This window comes from Achromobacter sp. EG18, from assembly GCF_059759395.1.
On the sequence record NZ_CM186213.1, the window covers coordinates 2,259,425 to 2,276,688 of the forward strand.

The following is a 17,264-nucleotide window of genomic DNA, read 5'->3' on the forward strand; positions in this document are numbered from 1 at the left end:
GCGGGTGCGCTCCGGTAATATCTCCGCCCAATAACAGGTTAACAACCAAGAGGAGACATGCCATGCAACACCGCAAGATCCTGTTCCGGCTGGCCCCGCTGGCGCTGGCCGCGCACCTGGCGTTCAGCGGCCCGGCCGCCGCGCAAAGCGCGCCCGGCACGCAGGGGCCGCTGGCGCCCGCGCCCATCCCCGAGCTGGCCACGCAGATCGACCAGCGCGCCAAGGCCATCGAAGACAAGCTCATCGCCTGGCGCCGCGACATCCACCAGCACCCCGAACTGGGCAACCAGGAAACGCGCACGTCCAAGCTGGTGGCCGACCATCTGCGCGCGCTCGGCATGGAAGTGAAGACCGGCGTGGCCGGCACCGGCGTGGTGGCCTTGCTCAAGGGCGGCAAGCCCGGCCCGGTGGTGGCGCTGCGCGCCGACATGGACGCGCTGCCGGTGAAGGAACAGGTGGACGTGCCGTTCGCCTCCAAGGCCAAGGGCACCTACCTGGGCAAGGAAGTGGACGTGATGCACGCCTGCGGCCATGACGCCCACACCGCCATCCTGATGGCCACCGCCGAAGTGCTGGCCGGCATGAAGGACCAGTTGCCCGGCAGCGTCAAGTTCATCTTCCAGCCGGCCGAGGAGAGTCCCGCCGACTTCGAGCCGGACGGCAAGAAGATCTGGGGCGCCAAGATGATGGTGCAGGAAGGCGTGCTGGACAATCCCAAGGTCGACGCGATCTTCGGCCTGCACGTGTCCAGCAGCTATCCGGTGGGCAAGCTGTCGTGGCGCAGCGGCCCGGCGATGGCCGCGGCCGACCAATTCTGGATCGACGTGACCGGCAAGCAGACGCATGGCGCGCGGCCGTGGTCGGGCATCGACCCGATCGTGGTCAGTTCGCAGATCATCCTGGGCCTGCAGACCATTCCCAGCCGCCAGATCAACAGCATGCTGGAGCCGGCCGTCATCACCGTGGGCGCGATCCACGGCGGCAACCGCATGAACATCGTGCCGGACAGCGTCGCCATGACGGGCACCATCCGCACGTATGACGAAGGCATGAAGAAGGACATCCACCAGCGCATCGAACGCACCGCCACGCAGATCGCGCAAAGCGCCGGGGCCAAGGCCGACGTGCGCGTGGTGGAGCTGTACAACGCTACCGTCAACAACCCCGGCCTGACCGAGGAAATGGGCGCGACGCTGCGGCGCGTGGCGGGCGAAGGCAACTACGGCCTGCAGCCCAAGTCGACGGCGTCGGAGGACTTCTCGTTCTACCAGGAGAAGGTGCCGGGCATGTTCTTCTATCTGGGCGTCACGCCCAAGGACGTCAATCCGGAAACCGCCGCGCCCAACCATTCGCCGCGCTTCTACGTGGACGAGTCGGGGCTGATCAACGGCGTGCGGGCGCTGTCGAACCTGACGGTGGACTACATGGCCAAGGCCAAGAAAGGCAGCTAGCGACGGGACGTGTGCCACTGGCGCGGAGCCGGTGGCACACGCAGGCGGCGCACGTGCGCGGGCGCATGCCGGGGGGCGCGGCGAACGCCGCTGCGTCAGCCGGCGGCCGGCCCGCTGGCCGCGAACCCCGCGTGGTAGGTCACCACGCCGGCCGCCGGGCGCGTGAAAACCCGCGCCATGAAGTACTCCGGCGGCACGCCGGGATAGGTCAGCGCCGGCATCCGCGCAAAGCCGAAGCGCGTGTAGTACGCCGGCTCGCCCAGCACCACGCAACCGGCCGCGCCGCGCGCCTGGAGCTCGACCAGGCCCGCCTCGATCAACGCCGCGCCGATGCCACGGCCCTGCATGGCCGGCAGCACCGCCACCGGCCCCAACCCGTACCAGCCGGCCGCGCCGTCGCCGATGGCGACCGGCGAAAAGGCCGCGTGCCCCACCGCCATGCCCGCTTCATGCGCCACCAGCGACAGCGTCAACGCGCCGGCCGCGCGCAGGGCGTCGATGATGTAGCCCTCGGTATGCTGGCTGTGCGGGTGGTCGCGAAAGGCCTCTTGGGTCAAGGCGAAGATGGCCGCGATCTCGTCGGGGGTTTCAGCGGAAATCCGCATGGCCCTGCTCCTGGTGATGGTGGGACACGAAGGGCGAGTGTACGCCGCGCGGCCCGCGCCATCGGCGTCCGATTGACGCCTGCCCGGGCCATCGCTACAGTGACCGCCGACCCTGGCCGGATCAGCTGCCGCCGGCCGGCTTCCAAGCTTGCGCGGCGCGCCGCGCCCCACCTTCCGGAAAACTCCATGAACAGCTACCGCGTCGGCATCGCCGGCTTCGGCGCCATCGGCCAGGCCGTGGCGCAATCCCTGGACGCCGGCCTGCCCGGCCTGACCCTGGCCGCCGTGGCGGTGCGCGATCCCAAGGCCGCGCCCGCGGGGGCCTGGCAGAATGCCACGCCGGTTTTCACCACCATCGGCGAACTGGCCGGGCATTGCGACGTGGTGGTCGAATGCGCTCCCGCCGCCGTGTTCCGCGAACTGGCCGAGCCGGTGCTCAAGGCCGGCAAGAAGCTGGTGGTGCTGAGTTCCGGCGCGCTGCTGCGCCACGACGACCTGATCGAGCTGGCGCGGCGCCACCAGGGCCAGATCCTGGTGCCGTCCGGCGCCATCCTGGGGCTGGACGCCATCACCGCCGCGGCCGAGGGCGAGATCCACTCGGTCACGATGATCACGCGCAAGCCGGTGCGCGGCCTGCTGGGCGCGCCCTACCTGACCGACAACAACATCGACATCGACGGCATCACCGAACCGCGCCTGATCTTCCGCGGCTCGCCGCGCGAAGCGGCGGTGGGTTTTCCGGCCAATCTGAACGTGGCCGTGAGCGTGTCGCTGGCCGGCATCGGCCCGGACCGCACCACGCTGGAGATCTGGGCCGACCCGTCGCTGGAACGCAACGTGCACCGCGTCGAAGTGGTGTCCGATTCCGCTTCGTTCTCGATGGAAATCCAGAACATCCCGTCGGCCAATCCCAAGACCGGCCGCATCACCGCGCAGAGCGTGATCGCGGCGCTGCGCAAGCTGACCGGTCCGCTGCGGGTGGGCACCTGACAGGCGCCGGGCGTATCTGCGGGACAGCGCACTAGGCCGCCGCACACGCCAACGCCGGCACGGGCCCCGCGGCCAGCGAGCCGGTGTTCCAGCCGCCTTTGCCATCCAGATCCAGCCGGTGGGTATGGAACGCATCGAGCGTGCTGCGATGGCCGACGCTGACCAGCATGGCGCCGGGCAGTTGCTCGCGCAGCAAGCCGTACAGCATGTGTTCCAGCCCTTCGTCGGTGGCCGAGGTGGCCTCGTCCAGAAACACGATGGCCGGCCGGTTGAACAGCACGCGGGCGAATGCCACGCGCTGCTGTTCGCCGATCGAGAGGATGCGCGACCAGTCGGCCTCGTGATCCAGCCGGCCGGCCAGGTGCCCCAGGTTCACCGCGCGCAGTGCCAACGCAAGGCGCGCATCGTCCCCCGGCCGCGCATGCCCGGGATAGGCCACGGCATCGCGCAGCTTGCCCAGCGGCAGATAGGGACGCTGCGACAGGAACAGCGCCGCCGCGCCCTGCGGCCGCCGCACCGTTCCGCGCGCATGGGGCCACAGGCCCGCCAGGGCGCGCAGCAAGGTGGTCTTGCCGCTGCCGGACGGCCCCTTGATCAGCAGCGCCTGCCCCGGACGCAGCGAAAGATCCAGGCTCCGCAGCAACGCCCGGCCATCGGGACGCGACACGTCCAGTCCGGTGATCTGCAGCGCGTCCGGCAGCGGCTGCGCCTCGATCGCCGGCAGCGCGCGCGCCGCCGCGTTGGCATCGAGGAAGCCGGCCAGGCGGTTGAGGGTGGCGCGGTACTGCGCGAACGCGTCGTACGAGGTGCGAAAGAACGACAGCGAATCCTGCACCTGGCCGAACGCCTGCGAGGTCTGCATCACGTCGCCCAGCTTGATCGCGCCGCTGAAAAAGCGCTGCGCCTGCAGCAGGAACGGAAACACCACCGCCACCTGGCTCACGACCAGGTTGAAGCCGTCGAACTTCAAACCCCGGTACACACGCGCCCACAGGTTGGCGATGTAGGCCGAAAAGCGCGTCCAGAGCGCGGCGCGCTCGACCGCCTCGCCCTGGTAGAAGGCCACGTTCTCGGCGTTCTCGCGCAGTCGCAGCAGCGCGTAGCGGAAGTTGGCGGTCAGCCGTTCGGACAGGAAGTTCAGGCGGATCAGCGGCCGGCCGATGCGAAAGGCGAACAGCGTGGCCACGATGACGTACAGGCACACCATGAACACCATGGCGCGCGGGATCTCCACCCCCGCCACGTCCAGCGCGCCGGACAGGTTCCACAGGATCGCGGTGAACGCCACCAGCGACACCACGGCGCTGAGGGCGCCGATCGCCAGCGTGCGCGAGCCGGTCACGAACGCCGCGATGTCCTGCTCGATGCGCTGGTCGGGGTTGTCCACCGGTTCTTCGATGAAATGGCCGCGATAGTAGGCGCGCGCGTCCAGCCAATCGCCCGTCAGCCGATCGTTGAGCCAGACGCGCCAATGGATGTCGAAGGCCTGGCCGGCGTAGCTGTCGATCAGCGCGCGCACCACGTGCACCGTGGCCAGGATCGAGAAAATGCCCAGCAAGCGCCAGAACGCGCTCGGGTCGAGCGCCTGCAATGCGCTGTAGAAGCCGTTGTACCAGAACGAGAACAGCACGGTCATGCGGACCGAGAACATCGCCAGGAACAGCAGCGCGGCCAGCGTCAGCAGCGGCCGCCAGCTGCGCCGCGGCGTCAGGTAGGGCCAGGCCAGGCGCCAGAACTTGCGTCCCCAATCGGTCCAGCGCGACAGCGCCCACGCGACCAGCGCCAGCGCGATGGCGCTGATGCCGAATGCGCGCGCCATCCACCACGCGCTTTCCCACAACTGTTGCTGCCAGTCCAGGTCCATGAATCATCCCGTCGATGCCGTTTCTGTTTAGAGCGGCGGGGATGTCGCGGTTCCGGCGAAAATGCCGTCTTAAGCGTGGCTTAAGCGTTCTTCGGACGAATTGAAAGGCATTCTCCGGGCGGATTGAAAGCTCAGTCTGAAAGCTCAGTCGCCGCCCAGGTCGAGGTTGGCGAACAGGTCCGCCAGCGTCGGCACCGAACGGGCCGGCCAGATGGCGCTCAGGTCGAAGCTGGGCAGGCGTTCGCCGTCGCGCACCTCGCAAAAGCGCACGCCGCGGAAATCCATGGAACGGATCCAGCTGGGCAGCAGCGCCACGCCGCAGCCGCCCGCCACGCAGGCCAGCACGGTCAGCGTGCGGTTGGCCTCCTGCGCCACCTGGGCGTCATGGCCGCCCTTGCGCATGGCATCGAGGATGTCGGCGTAGAACGCCGGCAGCTGCGACTGCGGGTACATCACCAGGCCGGCCTGGGCGATCTGCGCCATCGACACCTGGCCGTCGGCGGCGACGTCGAACTCGTCCGGCACCGCCGCCACCAGCCGGTCGCGCAGCAGCTGGCGTTCGCGCATGCGGCCGCCCACCGCCACCGGCGTGTGCATCAGGCCGATATCGATCTCGCCGGTCTGCAGGGCCTCGGCCTGCTCGGCGTTGCTCATCTCGCGCAGGATCACGCGCACGCCGGGCGCCTGCCGCCGCATCTCGCGCAACGCCCGCGGCAAGGTGTTGAACAGCGCCGACGACACCAGCCCCACCGTCAGCTGACCGGCGCTGCCGCGGCCGATCTCCCGGGCGCGCCGCGCGGCGGCATCGATGCGGGCGATGCTGGCGCGCACGTCCTCCAGGATGGCCAGGGCCGCCGGCGTCGGCGTGGAACCCTGGCGCGAGCGTTCGAACAGGCGCACGCCCAGGTCCCTTTCCATGCGGCCCAGGGCCTGGCTCAGGGCGGGCTGGGCGATGCCCAGCCATTCCGAGGCGCGGCTCACGCTGCCATGGTCGACCACGGCCAGGAAATAGCGCAGGTGCCGGGTTTCCATATCAATCCAATATGAATAAAGCAGTTTTGCAGAATAGAAAACTATACCTTGTCTGCCTAGAATCCCGCTTACAGAACCTTACAGATGTGCACCCCCTTGGGGCATGCACCGCAAATCGCAGGAGACAGCCTTGCCCCTACCGGCCACCGCCGCCGTCGACACCCACGCCCACGTCTTCCACCAGGGACTGGCCCTGGCGGACACGCGCCGCCACACGCCCGACTACGACGCCACGCTGGCCCAGTACCTGGAGCTGCTGGACGGGCATGGGTTGTCGCATGGAGTGCTGGTGCAGCCCAGCTTCCTGGGCACCGACAACAGCCATCTGCTCCAGGCGTTGCGCGCCGCGCCGGCGCGGCTGCGTGGCGTGGCGGTGGTGGACCCCGCCATCGACGACGCCGGGCTGCAGGCCCTGGCCGCGGCCGGCGTGGTCGGCATCCGCCTGAACCTGATCGGCCTGGACCTGCCCGACCTGGCGACGCCCGCCTGGCGCCACCTGCTCGAGCGCGTCAACGCGCTCGGCTGGCACGTCGAGATCCACGTGCAGGCCGCGCGCCTGGCCGATATCATGCCGGCCTTGCTGCAGGCCGGCTGCCGCGTGGTGGTCGACCATTTCGGCCGCCCCGATCCGGCGCAAGGCATCGCCGACCCCGGCTTCCAGTACCTGCTGCGGCAAGCCGGCAGCGGCCGCGTCTGGGTCAAGCTGTCGGCCCCCTACCGCAACTGGACCGGTCCCGCCTGTGCCACGTCGGGCCGCGAGGCCGCGCGGCAACTGCTGGACGCCTACACGCCGGCCCACCTGATGTGGGGCAGCGACTGGCCCCATACCGAGCATCGCCACCTGGCGTCGTATGCCGCTGCCATGCAGTGGCTGGACGACTGGATCGATGACCCCGCGCAACGGCGCGCCGTACTCGCCGACACGCCGTTGCGGCTGTTCCAATTCCAAGGAGAATTCCAATGACCCCTCTGTTCAAACGCCTCGCGCGCCGCGCCAGCCTGCTGGCCGCCGCCGGCCTGTTGGCCAGCGCCGCCGGCACGGCATCCGCCGCCTATCCCGAGCGCGCCGTCACGCTGGTCGTGACCTACCCGCCCGGCGGCACGGTGGACGTGGTGGCCCGCCTGCTGGGCCCCAAGCTGGCGGCCGAACTGGGCCAGCCGGTGGTCATTGAAAACCGTGGCGGCGCCGGCGGCATGATCGGCGGCGCGGTGGTCGCCAAGGCCCAGCCCGACGGCTACACGCTGATGCTGGACGCCTCCAACCACGCGCAGAACCCGGCCCTGCACCCCAAGATGCAGTTCGACACCCTGACCGCCTTCGCGCCGGTGTCGCTGCTGTTGCGCGTGCCCAACGTGCTGGTGGTGACGCCGTCGTACGAAGTGAAGACGGTGGCCGACCTGATCCGCCTGGGCCAGCCCGGCGGCAAGGAACAGGTCTACTTCGCCTCGGCCGGTCCCGGCTCGGCCCAGCACCTGGCCGGCGAACTGTTCAACCTGCTGGCCAAGACCCAGCTTCAGCACGTCGCCTACAAGGGCGGCGGCCCGGCCATGATCGACGTGATGTCGGGCCAGGTGCCGGTGATGTTCGCGAGCATGGGCTCGGCCTGGCAGCACGTGAAGAACGGCAAGCTGCGCGCGGTGGCCGTCGGCGGCGCGCAACGCTCCAAGGCCGCGCCGGACCTGCCCACCATCGCCGAATCCGGCGTGCCCGGCTATGAAACCTACGAATGGAACGCGGTGTTCGCGCCCGCCGGCACGCCGCCGGAAATCGTCAACAAAGTGTCGCAGGCGCTGGCCAAGGTGCTGAAGGACCCGCAGATCGCCGAACAGCTCGAAGGCATCGGCGCCGAGCCGATCGGCTCCACGCCGGCCGAGCTGGACACCTTCCGCCGCGCCGAGATCGACAAGTGGCAGCGCGTGGTCAAGGAAGCCGGCCTGAAGCTGGATTGAGGATCGAGTACTGGCGGGCGCCCTGCGCCCGCATACCGGTTTGCCGGTCCTGGGCGCCCTTCGGGGCGCCGTTTTTTTTGCTTTTACGCCGACTCGCCGATGCGATAAAACAGCACATTGATCGTGCTCAGGGAAATCCGGAACGTGATGAACCAGGCAAGCGACGACTCATCCCCCTCCCCCGACGCGGCGGCGCGCCTGGCGGCCGGCGTCGACGGCGCCACGCTCGATGCCCTGGCCGACGGTCTCCTGTCGCTGGACCGCGACTGGCGCGTCGCTTATCTCAATCCGGGCGCCGAACGGCTGCTGCGGCGCAGCAGGCAGGACCTGGTGGGCCACGGCCTGTGGGACAGCTGTCCGGACCTGGTCGGCACCGGCTATTACGATGCCTGTCGCGCGGCCGCGCAGACCGGCCGCCCCGCTCATCACACCGGCTATTACGCGCCCCTGGCCACCTGGTTCGAAGCGCGCGCCTTTCCCCATGAAGGCGGCCTGGCGATCCTGTTGCGCGACGTCTCGCGCGAACGCGAAGAGACCGCGCAGCTCAAGTACCAGGCCACCCACGATTACCTCACCGGCCTGCCCAACCGGCGCCAGTGCATGGAGACGCTGTCGGCGGCGATTGCCGAGGCCGAACCCGCGCTGGCCGCGCGGGGCGCCACGCTGGCCGTGCTGTTCCTGGACCTGGACCGCTTCAAGGAAGTCAATGACGCCTTCGGCCACGCCGAGGGCGACCTGCTGCTGTGCGACGTGGCGGATCGCCTGCGCAAATTCCTGACGCCGTCGATCTTCTGCGCCCGCGTTGGCGGCGACGAATTCCTGCTGGTGCTGCGCGACACCAACGAACGCGCGGCCGAAGCCCTGGCCAATTCAATCCTGAATTCCCTGTCGCGTCCCAGCGATGTGCACGGACGCTCGCTGTCGCTGGGCGCCAGCATCGGCATCGCGCTGCTGAACTCGCCCGGCGAGTCCGCCGAAACGCTGTTGAACTACGCCGACGCCGCGATGTATGCCGCCAAGTCGGCCGGCCGCTTCCAGGTGCGCGCCTACCACCGCGAGCTGATGCAGGGCCTGGGCGCGCGCCTGTCGCTGCGTGGCGACATCCAGGGCGCACTGACCAACAACCAGTTCGAACTGCACTTCCAGCCGCAGGTCAGCATGCACGACGGTTCGCTGTGCGGCGCCGAGGCGTTGCTGCGCTGGCGCCACCCGACCCGCGGCCTGCTCGGGCCGGCGGCATTCCTGGATGTGATCCTGGATTCACCGCTGGAATCGGCGCTGACCGAATGGGTGGCCAACGCCACCTGCCTGCACATCAGCGAATGGCTGGCCGAAGGCCTGCCGGTGCCGCGCATCTCGTTCAACCTGTCGGCGCGCCAGCTGGTCGCGCCCGACCTGCCCAAGACCATCGTGCGCCTGGCGACGGTGCATGGCGTGCCGCCGACGCTGCTGGACGTGGAAGTCACCGAGAACTCGCTGATGAGCGACGTGGAGAAAGCCTCCGGCATTCTGGCGGCGCTGCGCGAGGCCGGCATTTCGGCGTCGCTGGACGATTTCGGGTCGGGCTATTCGAGCCTGGCCTACCTGGTGCGGCTGCCGATCGACACGCTCAAGATCGACCAGTCGTTCGTGTGGGCGCTGGGCAAGGTGCCGACCGCCACGGCCGTGATCCGCGGCGTGGTGCGACTGGCCCATTCGCTGGGCATGCGCACGCTGGCCGAAGGCGTGGAGACCGAGGCGCAGCGCCAGATGCTGATCGAGGAAGGCTGCGATGCGATGCAGGGCTTTCTCTTCAGCCGCGCCCTGCCCGCCAGCGCCTTCGCCGCGCTGCTGCGCGAGGGACCGTGACGCCAGCCGCTATCATGTGCGCTTGATGGCGCAATTTCGCGATGACGACGATGGACAAGATACGGATCGACAAATGGCTGTGGGCGGCGCGGTTCTACAAGACGCGCAGCCTGGCGGTGGACGAGATCGGCAAGGGCCGCGTGCAGGTCAACGGCCAGCCGGCCAAGCCGGCGCGCGAGGTCGGCGCCGGCGACGTGGTCAGCATCCGCAAGGAAGATCCCGCGGTGCACGTGCGGGTGGTGGCGGTCAGCGGCGTGCGCGGCCCGGCGCCGGCGGCGCGCCAGCTGTACGAGGAAACCCCCGAGAGCGTGGCCGCGCGCGAACGCGCGGCCGAGATGCGGCGCCTGGCGCCCGAGCCGGCGCTGGACATCGCGGCGGGGCGGCCGACCAAGCGCGACAGGCGCCTGATCGACCAGATGCGCGGCAAGTAGGCCGCGCCCGCATGCGGCGCGGCTACAGCGCCCGCCCCACGATCAATGGATCCAGCGCCAGTTCCGGCGCGCCGCTCTTGCCTTCGTACGGCAAGCGGGTCAGCACGTAGCGCATGGCGTTCAGGCGCGCGCGCTTCTTGCAGTCGGACTTGACCACGATCCACGGCGCATCGGCGGTGTCGGTGTGCGCGAACATGGCTTCCTTGGCGCGGGTGTAGTCGTCCCACTTGTCGAGCGACGCCAGGTCCACCGGGCTGAGTTTCCACTGCTTGAGCGGATGCACCTTGCGCTGCAGGAAACGGCGGCGTTGCTCCTCCTGGCTGACCGAGAACCAGAACTTGATCAGGTGGATGCCGCTGGTGACCAGGTGCCGTTCGAAGTCGGGCACCTGGTGCAGGAATTGCAGGTATTCGTCTTCCGAGCAAAAACCCATCACGCGCTCGACGCCGGCGCGGTTGTACCAGGAGCGGTCGAACATGACGATCTCGCCGGCGGTCGGCAGGTGCTGCACGTAGCGCTGGAAGTACCACTGGCCGCGCTCGGTATCGGACGGTTTTTCCAGCGCCACCACGCGCGCGCCGCGCGGATTGAGATGTTCCATCATGCGCTTGATGGTGCCGCCCTTGCCTGCCGCGTCGCGGCCCTCGAACAGGATCACCACGCGCTGGCCGGTGGCCTTGACCCAGGCCTGCAATTTCAGCAGCTCGACCTGCAGGGCGTACTTCTGCTTTTCGTAATTGCGCCGCAGCATGCGGTGACGATAGGGATAGATGCCTTCGCGCCAGTCGGTGGCCAGTTCCTCGTCGGGATTGCGCCGGGCGGCCGGGGCCTGGGTGTTGGCCTGCAGCAGCGCGCGATGCACCGCCACGGCATCGTCCGGCGACAGTTCCTCGATGACCGCTCGCAGCGCTTCGTGGGCTTCGCCGGACTGCCCCACCTGGTAGCGGCGGGCGATGTCCGCCAACACCGCGGTGGTTTCCTGGCGCGCCGCGACTTCGCGCGCGCTGACACGCTTGCGCGCCTGCAGCGCGGGCTCCAGGGCAGGCAAGGCGGGCGGCTGCGGCGAGGACGGCTTGGCGGCGGAGAGTTTGGAGGCAGGCGGTTTGGCGGTGGACCGTTCGGCGGCGGCTTGCCTGGAAGTGGCTTGCCTGGAAGTGGCTTGCCTGGCGGCCGGGCTGGCAGCCGTGCGCGCGCGCCGCGGCGCAGCGGTGCGCTTGGCGGCGCGGGGGTCGTCCTTGCCGGTTTCGGGAGGTTCGGAGGCTGGCGCGATCTTGTCCGTCATCAATACAGTCCTTGCTATGCGTGTCGTGCGATCCGACGCGGCCGGCCGGTCGCCGGCGAGCCGTCAGGAAAAAACATCTACCCTACCCCGCGCGGTGGGGCGCGGAGTTGATGTGAATCAATGCTTGTAACATTCTTGCAGCATTCCTCGCCCGATCGCCCCGCTACACTGCCGCCATCGCCATCGCCTTGCCGCCAGCATGTGGTCACGCCTCAAACGGCTTTTCGTTCGCCCGCCCGCCGCCCCGGATCCCTACGCCGAGACCTTCCGCTTCGATGATGCGGGCTTCACGCGCGCGCTGGGCGTCCCCGACGGCACCGGCCGGCGGCAGTCCTGGCCCTGGGAGGCCGTGTGCGAGTTCGGCTTTCGTTTCACGCCGGCGCTTTTCCCCGATCCCTGGTACGGCGACTACATGGAAGGCCTGTGGTACCTGCGCGTCATCGAAGACGGCACGCCGATGGCGGTGGAGTTCGGCCAGGAGCATCTCGACGCCGACGCGCTGCCGCCCGCCCTGCTGCGCCATCTGCCGGGGCTGGACTTGCGGCCGCTACGCGAGGGCCTGGCGCAGGCCGCCCGCGGACCGCGGCACTTTGCCGGCGAGGGCGAATGGGTAGGCTGGCGGCGCGAGCCGCGTTGCGCCTGACCGGGCTGCACGGTAACATCTGATGCAGAATATTTCATGACCGGCGCCGCCGTGGACACGCGTAGAGAACCCACCCTGCAAGGCGCCGACACGCCGCTGCCCCCGCCGCCGGCCACTGCCGCGCGGCCCTTGCCCAGCGCGGCGCTGCGCGCCTGGACCTGGGTCCTGTACATCGGCTTGTGGCTGGCGCTGCTGGCCATCAAGCGCGACGACGCGCCCGGCGCGGCCAGCGCGGCCGAATCGCTGGGCTACCGCGTCGGCAGCGCGTTGGGCTGCGCGCTCCTGCTGCTGCTGCCCGCTGCCATCGCGATCGGCGTGTTGTCGTTGTTCAAGCGCTTTCGCACCCCGTTGCACCGCATGCGCGCCGCATTCGCCATCGGCGTGGTGCTGGCGGTGGCGGTCGCCGCGCTGGCCAGCCTCTCGGCCTATCGCGAGGCGCAAAAAGCCACTGCCCTGGCCGAGATCCGCCGCACCGGCGAGTGGATGCGCGCGGCGATCAACGCCCCCGACCATCCGCCCGGCGACGTGCCGGACATCGACGCCACACCCAAGGCGCGCGGCGTGTATGGCGAGATCGAACGCGGCGTCAAGATCATGCTGGGACAACGGGTGGCGCAGTACCGCGCCTACATGCGGGAACTGGACGAAGTGCGGCTGTCCGACCTGTTCATTCCCAACCGGCTGGCGCGCGACCGAGGGCTGGTGGAGAGCCGGCTGATCCTGGAGCAATCGCAGCGCGTGGTGCAGAAATACAGCCAGCAGAATCAGCGGTTGCTGGGGGACGTGCCCGCCACCATCCGTTCGCTCGACCTGAGCGAGCAGCAGAAGAACCAGATGGTCGAGGGCGCGATCAAGGCGCGCCCGCAGCAACGCGCAATGCTGGCCCGCAACTGGGACCTGGAGCGCCAGACGCTGGCCGAGTTCGAGAAGATGATCAATCTGCTCGACGACAACCGCCGTTCCTGGCGCGTGGAACACAACGAGATCGTGTTCGACCGCGACAGCCTGTTGAACCGCTTCCGCGCGCACCAGCTGGCCGTGCGCCAGTTGACCGAGGAACGCGCGCGGCTGGAGGCGCAGCAGTTCGACAGCCTGACCTCGGTGCTGCGCTGAGGGACTGGCGCTCGAACCTGCGTGGAGCCGGGCGGCTCGCCGTCACCGCGCCGCGCGGTCCAGTCCCTGCTTGAGGTCGGCCAGGATGTCCGCGGCGGTTTCCAGGCCCACGGACAATCGCAGCAGCCCCTCCGACAAGCCGTACTTCTCGCGGTCCTCGGCGGTGTAGCTGGCGTGCGTCATGGTGGCCGGATGCTGGATCAGGGTTTCCGGGTCGCCCAGGCTGACGGCGATGCGCGCCAGCTTCAGGCTGTCGAGCAGGCGCCGGCCGGCGGCCAGCCCGCCCTTCAGTTCGAACGCCACCAGGCCGCCGCCGGCCGCCTGCTGGCGCTGCGCGACCTCGGCGCCGGCCGTGCCGGGCAGGCCCGGGTAGAACACGTCGGCTACCGCCGCGTGCTCGCGCAGGAACTTCGCCACCTTCAATGCCGATTCGCTGTGGCGCTCGACCCGCAATTCCAGCGTCTTCAGGCCGCGCAACACCAGGAAGGCGGTGAACGGCGACAGCGTCGCGCCGGTGAAGTAGCGCAGGCCTTGCAGGCGGATCGCGTCGATGTGCTGCTTGCGGCCGACCACCGCGCCGGCGAGCAGGTCGCCGTGGCCGCCCAGGTACTTGGTGGCCGAGTGCAGCACGATGTCGGCGCCGTGTTGCAGCGGCCGTTGCAGCACCGGCGTGGCGAAGGTGTTGTCGACAATGGTCAAGAGGCCCTTGCCGCGCGCGATGGCCGAGATGGCGGCAATGTCGACCAGCCGCAGGTTGGGGTTGGCCGGCGTCTCGAAATAGACCGCGCGGGTCTTGGGGCCGATGGCGGCGGCCACCGTTTCCGGGCGCGTGAAGTCGGCGAACACGGCGTTGATGCCCAGGCGCGGCAACCCCTGCGCGAACAGCGTGAAGGCAGTGCCGTAGACGATCTGGTCGACCACGATCTCGTCGCCGCTTTGCAGCAGCGACAGCAGCGTGGCCGAGATCGCCGCCATGCCGGAGGCCGTGACCACGCCGGCCTCGGCCCCTTCGAGCGAGGCCAGCCGCTCTTCCAGCAAGGCCTGGGTCGGGTTGCGGGTGCGGCCGTAGACGTAGCCCGATTGTTCGCCCAGGCGGATGCGGTCGAAGGCCTCGATGCTGTCCTGGGTATAGGTGGAGGTCAGGTAGAGCGGCGGCGACAGCGCGCCCTGCTCGTCCAGCGGGTCGTAGCCCAGGTGGATGGCGCGGGTGGCGAAGCCGTGGTGTTGCGAGTCGGACATGGATACCTCCGGGAATCAGCTCGGGGATGCGGACGGCGCGGCGCCGTCAGCGCTTGTGGTCGGCGCGGCGCGACAGCCATTCGCCGGTGAATTGCACGATCGAGACCAGCGCGATCAGGATCACGATCACTTCGAACATCACGCGGGTCTCGTAGCGTTCGTAGCCATAGCGGATGGCTAGGTCGCCCAGGCCGCCGGCGCCCACCGCGCCGGCCATGGCCGAGGCGTTGATCATGGCGATGACGCTCACGGTCATGCCGCCGATGATGCCGGGCAGCGCCTCGGGCAGCAGCACGTGGCGCACGATGTGCCAGCGGCGGCACCCCATGGCGCGCGCGGCTTCCACCAGGCCGTGGTCGACGTCGTTCAGGCTGACCTGGGCGATGCGCGCGAAGAACGGCACCAGATTGGCGGACAGCGGCACGATGGCGGCCCAGGTGCCGAGCGTGGTGCCGACCAGCATGCGCGTGAACGGCAGCATCGCCACCAGCAGGATGATGAAGGGGATGGCGCGGAATGTGTTCACGGTGATCGACAGCGCCTTGTTCAGGCGCGGCCGCGGATACAGGTTGCCCGGCGCGGTGACGGTCAGCACCACCGCCAGCGTCAGGCCCGCGGCGATCGCGATGAGCGCGGACACGCCCACCATGGTCAGCGTCTGCAGGAAGGCCTGCAGGTATTTATCCAGCATCGGCAGCGACATAGCCCAGTACCTCGATCTGATCGGCCACCAGCGCGGCGCGCGCGGCCTCTTCCTGTAGAACGGCGGCCGGCACCGACACCAGCAGGCTGCCCTGGGCGTGGCCGCGCAGGCGGTCCAGCCCGCCATGCAGCAGCGTCGCGCCCGGGCCCAGCGCCGCCAGCGCCTGCAGCGACACGCCGTCGGGGCGGCCCTGGCCGGTGAAGCGCAGGCGCAGCACCGCCACGCCGGCCCTGCCCGACAGGCCCGCCAGGTCCGGCGCCAGCCGCGCCGCCAGGTCGGCCGGCAGGTCATGCTGCAAGGGCCGCAACAGCGCGCGGGTGGCGTCGGCCTGCGGATTGCCGAACACGCGCCAGACCTCGCCGTGCTCGACCTTGCGGCCGCCATCCAGCACCAGCACCTTGTGGCAGACCTCGCGGATCACCGCCATGTCGTGCGTGATCAGCACCACCGTCAGGCCCAGCTTGCGGTTGATGTCGCGCAGCAGCGCCAGGATCGACTGGGTGGTTTCGGGGTCGAGCGCCGAGGTGGCTTCGTCGCACAGCAGGATTTCGGGGTCGTGCACCAGGGCGCGGGCGATGCCCACGCGCTGCTTCTGGCCGCCGGACAGCTTGGACGGATAGGTGTCGGCCTTGTCGCGCAACCCGACCAGGTCCAGCAGCGCGTCGACCTTGGCGCGCGCCTCGGCCGGCTTGACGCCCGCGACGCGCAGCGGCAAGGCCACGTTCTGCGCCACCGTCTTGGCCGACAGCAGGTTGAAGTGCTGGAAGATCATGCCGATGCGGCGCCGCAGGCCGACCAGCGCATTTTCGTCCAGGCCGCCGACGTCCACGCCGTCGACCCGCACCTGGCCGGCGCTGGGCCGCTCCAGCATGTTGATCGAGCGCAGCAGGGTCGACTTGCCGGCGCCGCTGCGGCCGATGATACCGAACACCTCGCCGCGCCCGATGGCAAAGGAGATATCGGCCAGCGCCGTTACCGTGCCCCGCGGGCCCTGGTAGCGCTTCTGCAGTCCGTCGAAAACGATGTGGGCGTCGCGCGCCGCGTCGGCGGCGGGCCGCAGGGCCGGATCCGCCAGGGGGATGTCGTGTTGCATCATGCTGTGTTCCCGAGCCGCCCGCGCGCCCGGCTCATGCCATGGCGCGGACGGGATTGGCGGCGGCGCCGGATGGCGCCGCCGCGCCTTCCGGCTCAGAAGACCGGGATCACCGAGCCTTCGTACTTGCTCAGGATGAACTGGCGCACTTCCTCGGAGTGGTAGGCCTTGACCAGCTCGGGCACCCAGGGCGCGTTTCTGTCTTTCTCGCGCACGGCGATGATGTTGACGTAGGGGTTGTTCTCTTTCTTCTCGACCGCGATGCCGTCGCGGGTGGCGATCAGCCCGGCCTGGTAGGCGAAGCTATTGACGATGGCGGCGGTGTCGACGTCCGGCAGCGAGCGCGCCAGCACCACCGAGGCGCTTTCGACGAAGTCGAGCTTGCGCGGGTTGGAGGTCACGTCGGCCAGCGTCGCGGTGCCGGTGGCCGGATCGAAGCCGTCCTTGAGCGTGATCAGCCCCTGGTCGCGCAGGATCACCAGCGCGCGGGTCTGGTTGCTGGGGTCGTTGGGGATGCCGACCTTGGCGCCCTCGGGCAGGGCCTGCAGTGACTTGTATTTCTTCGAATAGAAGGCGATGGGCGAGATCAGCGTATTGGCGACCGACACCAGCTTGTAGCCGCGCTGCTTGATCTGGTCGTTCAGGAACGGGATGTGCTGGAACGCGTTGGCGTCCAGGTCGCCGTTGTTGAGCGCCTCGTTGGGGCTGGCGGTGCCGGTGATGACCACCGGCTCGACCGCCAGGCCGTTCTTCTTGGCGACCTGCGCCACCACTTCCCAGATCTGTTCGTCGACGCCGCCGCGCACGCCGACCTTGAGCGGTCTGGGATCGGCGGAGAACGCCGGCCCGTGGAACATGGCGGCGGCGGCCAGCACGGCGCCCAGCAGGGCCTTGGCCAACGTGCCCGCGCGGGCGCTGTAAGTACGGGGAGTCATATGGAAATCGCCTCTCAGTCGATACGGTTATGAGGAGACGATTCTAGGGATGGCCCCCGCGGCCACGAACGAATACTTCGTTGAG

General features: G+C 69.3%; 16 protein-coding genes. 8 read left to right on the forward strand and 8 right to left on the reverse strand.

Features of this window, described 5'->3' with window-relative positions:
• The first annotated feature begins 62 nt into the window (after nt 1–62).
• Entirely contained in the window at nt 63–1,451 is a 1,389-nt protein-coding gene (locus AC6CR5_RS10280; protein WP_026383005.1) for an amidohydrolase, read from the forward strand.
• A gap of 95 nt (nt 1,452–1,546) precedes the next feature.
• Here AC6CR5_RS10280 and AC6CR5_RS10285 read toward each other — a convergent pair whose 3' ends face one another.
• Nucleotides 1,547–2,056: a GNAT family N-acetyltransferase gene (locus AC6CR5_RS10285; RefSeq protein WP_020928545.1), complete on the reverse strand. Its 510-nt coding sequence runs from the start codon at nt 2,054–2,056 to the stop codon at nt 1,547–1,549.
• Nucleotides 2,057–2,242: 186 nt separating this feature from the next.
• Between AC6CR5_RS10285 and AC6CR5_RS10290 the strand changes: the two genes are divergently transcribed.
• Nucleotides 2,243–3,046, forward strand: coding sequence for an aspartate dehydrogenase (locus AC6CR5_RS10290; RefSeq protein ID WP_026383008.1), 804 nt, complete (start codon nt 2,243–2,245; stop codon nt 3,044–3,046).
• 31 nt (nt 3,047–3,077) lie between these two features.
• Here the strand turns inward: AC6CR5_RS10290 and AC6CR5_RS10295 are convergent, their stop codons facing one another.
• Both AC6CR5_RS10295 and AC6CR5_RS10300 read right to left on the reverse strand, forming a co-directional pair.
• Nucleotides 3,078–4,910 carry an ABC transporter ATP-binding protein/permease gene (locus tag AC6CR5_RS10295; RefSeq protein WP_498085592.1) on the reverse strand — a complete coding sequence of 611 codons (1,833 nt, stop codon included), beginning with the start codon at nt 4,908–4,910 and terminating at the stop codon, nt 3,078–3,080.
• A 144-nt stretch (nt 4,911–5,054) separates the two neighbouring features.
• Nucleotides 5,055–5,942: a LysR family transcriptional regulator gene (locus AC6CR5_RS10300; RefSeq protein WP_327762328.1), complete on the reverse strand. Its 888-nt coding sequence runs from the start codon at nt 5,940–5,942 to the stop codon at nt 5,055–5,057.
• 103 nt (nt 5,943–6,045) lie between these two features.
• Here AC6CR5_RS10300 and AC6CR5_RS10305 point away from each other — a divergent pair, with 103 nt between their 5' ends.
• The 4 genes from AC6CR5_RS10305 (at nt 6,046) to AC6CR5_RS10320 (ending at nt 10,171) form a co-directional block, all read left to right on the forward strand.
• Nucleotides 6,046–6,906 carry an amidohydrolase family protein gene (locus AC6CR5_RS10305; protein WP_437263485.1) on the forward strand — a complete coding sequence of 287 codons (861 nt, stop codon included), beginning with the start codon at nt 6,046–6,048 and terminating at the stop codon, nt 6,904–6,906.
• Nucleotides 6,903–7,892, forward strand: a complete 990-nt coding sequence (locus AC6CR5_RS10310) for a tripartite tricarboxylate transporter substrate binding protein (protein ID WP_437263486.1) — start codon at nt 6,903–6,905, stop codon at nt 7,890–7,892. The genes AC6CR5_RS10305 and AC6CR5_RS10310 overlap by 4 nt, the downstream gene beginning before the upstream one ends.
• Nucleotides 7,893–8,039: 147 nt before the next feature.
• Nucleotides 8,040–9,740, forward strand: coding sequence for a putative bifunctional diguanylate cyclase/phosphodiesterase (locus tag AC6CR5_RS10315; protein ID WP_498085593.1), 1,701 nt, complete (start codon nt 8,040–8,042; stop codon nt 9,738–9,740).
• Between the two features lie 50 nt (nt 9,741–9,790).
• Nucleotides 9,791–10,171 carry an RNA-binding S4 domain-containing protein gene (locus AC6CR5_RS10320; RefSeq protein WP_049055401.1) on the forward strand — a complete coding sequence of 127 codons (381 nt, stop codon included), beginning with the start codon at nt 9,791–9,793 and terminating at the stop codon, nt 10,169–10,171.
• A 22-nt stretch (nt 10,172–10,193) separates the two neighbouring features.
• Here AC6CR5_RS10320 and ppk2 read toward each other — a convergent pair whose 3' ends face one another.
• Complete coding sequence (ppk2, locus tag AC6CR5_RS10325; protein WP_269878208.1) at nt 10,194–11,453, reverse strand: polyphosphate kinase 2; 1,260 nt, start codon at nt 11,451–11,453, stop codon at nt 10,194–10,196.
• A 199-nt stretch (nt 11,454–11,652) separates the two neighbouring features.
• Between ppk2 and AC6CR5_RS10330 the strand changes: the two genes are divergently transcribed.
• Both AC6CR5_RS10330 and AC6CR5_RS10335 read left to right on the forward strand, forming a co-directional pair.
• Nucleotides 11,653–12,096, forward strand: a complete 444-nt coding sequence (locus AC6CR5_RS10330; protein ID WP_026383014.1) for a hypothetical protein — start codon at nt 11,653–11,655, stop codon at nt 12,094–12,096.
• 36 nt (nt 12,097–12,132) lie between these two features.
• The gene (locus AC6CR5_RS10335; protein ID WP_047991262.1) at nt 12,133–13,209 is read left to right on the forward strand and encodes a hypothetical protein; all 1,077 of its coding nucleotides are present in this window, start codon (nt 12,133–12,135) and stop codon (nt 13,207–13,209) included.
• A 42-nt stretch (nt 13,210–13,251) separates the two neighbouring features.
• On the opposite strand, the gene AC6CR5_RS10340 is transcribed toward AC6CR5_RS10335, so the two are convergent.
• From AC6CR5_RS10340 to AC6CR5_RS10355, 4 genes are all read right to left on the reverse strand, one after another.
• Entirely contained in the window at nt 13,252–14,448 is a 1,197-nt protein-coding gene (locus tag AC6CR5_RS10340; RefSeq protein WP_498085594.1) for a trans-sulfuration enzyme family protein, read from the reverse strand.
• Nucleotides 14,449–14,494: 46 nt separating this feature from the next.
• Entirely contained in the window at nt 14,495–15,151 is a 657-nt protein-coding gene (locus tag AC6CR5_RS10345; RefSeq protein ID WP_026383015.1) for a methionine ABC transporter permease, read from the reverse strand.
• Nucleotides 15,129–16,247, reverse strand: a complete 1,119-nt coding sequence (locus AC6CR5_RS10350) for a methionine ABC transporter ATP-binding protein (protein WP_200221574.1) — start codon at nt 16,245–16,247, stop codon at nt 15,129–15,131. Before AC6CR5_RS10350 ends, AC6CR5_RS10345 begins: the two co-directional genes overlap by 23 nt.
• 92 nt (nt 16,248–16,339) lie before the next feature.
• Complete coding sequence (locus tag AC6CR5_RS10355) at nt 16,340–17,179, reverse strand: MetQ/NlpA family ABC transporter substrate-binding protein (RefSeq protein ID WP_020928557.1); 840 nt, start codon at nt 17,177–17,179, stop codon at nt 16,340–16,342.
• Nucleotides 17,180–17,264: the final 85 nt, after the last annotated feature.

What these genes read in the sequence shown, in the direction of transcription:
- AC6CR5_RS10280 (WP_026383005.1), top strand. Translation starts at nt 63, where the DNA reads ATGCAACACCGCAAGATCCTGTTCCGGCTGGCCCCGCTGGCGCTGGCC.
- AC6CR5_RS10285 (WP_020928545.1), bottom strand. Translation starts at nt 2,056, where the DNA reads ATGCGGATTTCCGCTGAAACCCCCGACGAGATCGCGGCCATCTTCGCC.
- AC6CR5_RS10290 (WP_026383008.1), top strand. Translation starts at nt 2,243, where the DNA reads ATGAACAGCTACCGCGTCGGCATCGCCGGCTTCGGCGCCATCGGCCAG.
- AC6CR5_RS10295 (WP_498085592.1), bottom strand. Translation starts at nt 4,910, where the DNA reads ATGGACCTGGACTGGCAGCAACAGTTGTGGGAAAGCGCGTGGTGGATG.
- AC6CR5_RS10300 (WP_327762328.1), bottom strand. Translation starts at nt 5,942, where the DNA reads ATGGAAACCCGGCACCTGCGCTATTTCCTGGCCGTGGTCGACCATGGC.
- AC6CR5_RS10305 (WP_437263485.1), top strand. Translation starts at nt 6,046, where the DNA reads ATGCACCGCAAATCGCAGGAGACAGCCTTGCCCCTACCGGCCACCGCC.
- AC6CR5_RS10310 (WP_437263486.1), top strand. Translation starts at nt 6,903, where the DNA reads ATGACCCCTCTGTTCAAACGCCTCGCGCGCCGCGCCAGCCTGCTGGCC.
- AC6CR5_RS10315 (WP_498085593.1), top strand. Translation starts at nt 8,040, where the DNA reads ATGAACCAGGCAAGCGACGACTCATCCCCCTCCCCCGACGCGGCGGCG.
- AC6CR5_RS10320 (WP_049055401.1), top strand. Translation starts at nt 9,791, where the DNA reads ATGGACAAGATACGGATCGACAAATGGCTGTGGGCGGCGCGGTTCTAC.
- ppk2 (WP_269878208.1), bottom strand. Translation starts at nt 11,453, where the DNA reads ATGACGGACAAGATCGCGCCAGCCTCCGAACCTCCCGAAACCGGCAAG.
- AC6CR5_RS10330 (WP_026383014.1), top strand. Translation starts at nt 11,653, where the DNA reads ATGTGGTCACGCCTCAAACGGCTTTTCGTTCGCCCGCCCGCCGCCCCG.
- AC6CR5_RS10335 (WP_047991262.1), top strand. Translation starts at nt 12,133, where the DNA reads ATGACCGGCGCCGCCGTGGACACGCGTAGAGAACCCACCCTGCAAGGC.
- AC6CR5_RS10340 (WP_498085594.1), bottom strand. Translation starts at nt 14,448, where the DNA reads ATGTCCGACTCGCAACACCACGGCTTCGCCACCCGCGCCATCCACCTG.
- AC6CR5_RS10345 (WP_026383015.1), bottom strand. Translation starts at nt 15,151, where the DNA reads ATGTCGCTGCCGATGCTGGATAAATACCTGCAGGCCTTCCTGCAGACG.
- AC6CR5_RS10350 (WP_200221574.1), bottom strand. Translation starts at nt 16,247, where the DNA reads ATGATGCAACACGACATCCCCCTGGCGGATCCGGCCCTGCGGCCCGCC.
- AC6CR5_RS10355 (WP_020928557.1), bottom strand. Translation starts at nt 17,179, where the DNA reads ATGACTCCCCGTACTTACAGCGCCCGCGCGGGCACGTTGGCCAAGGCC.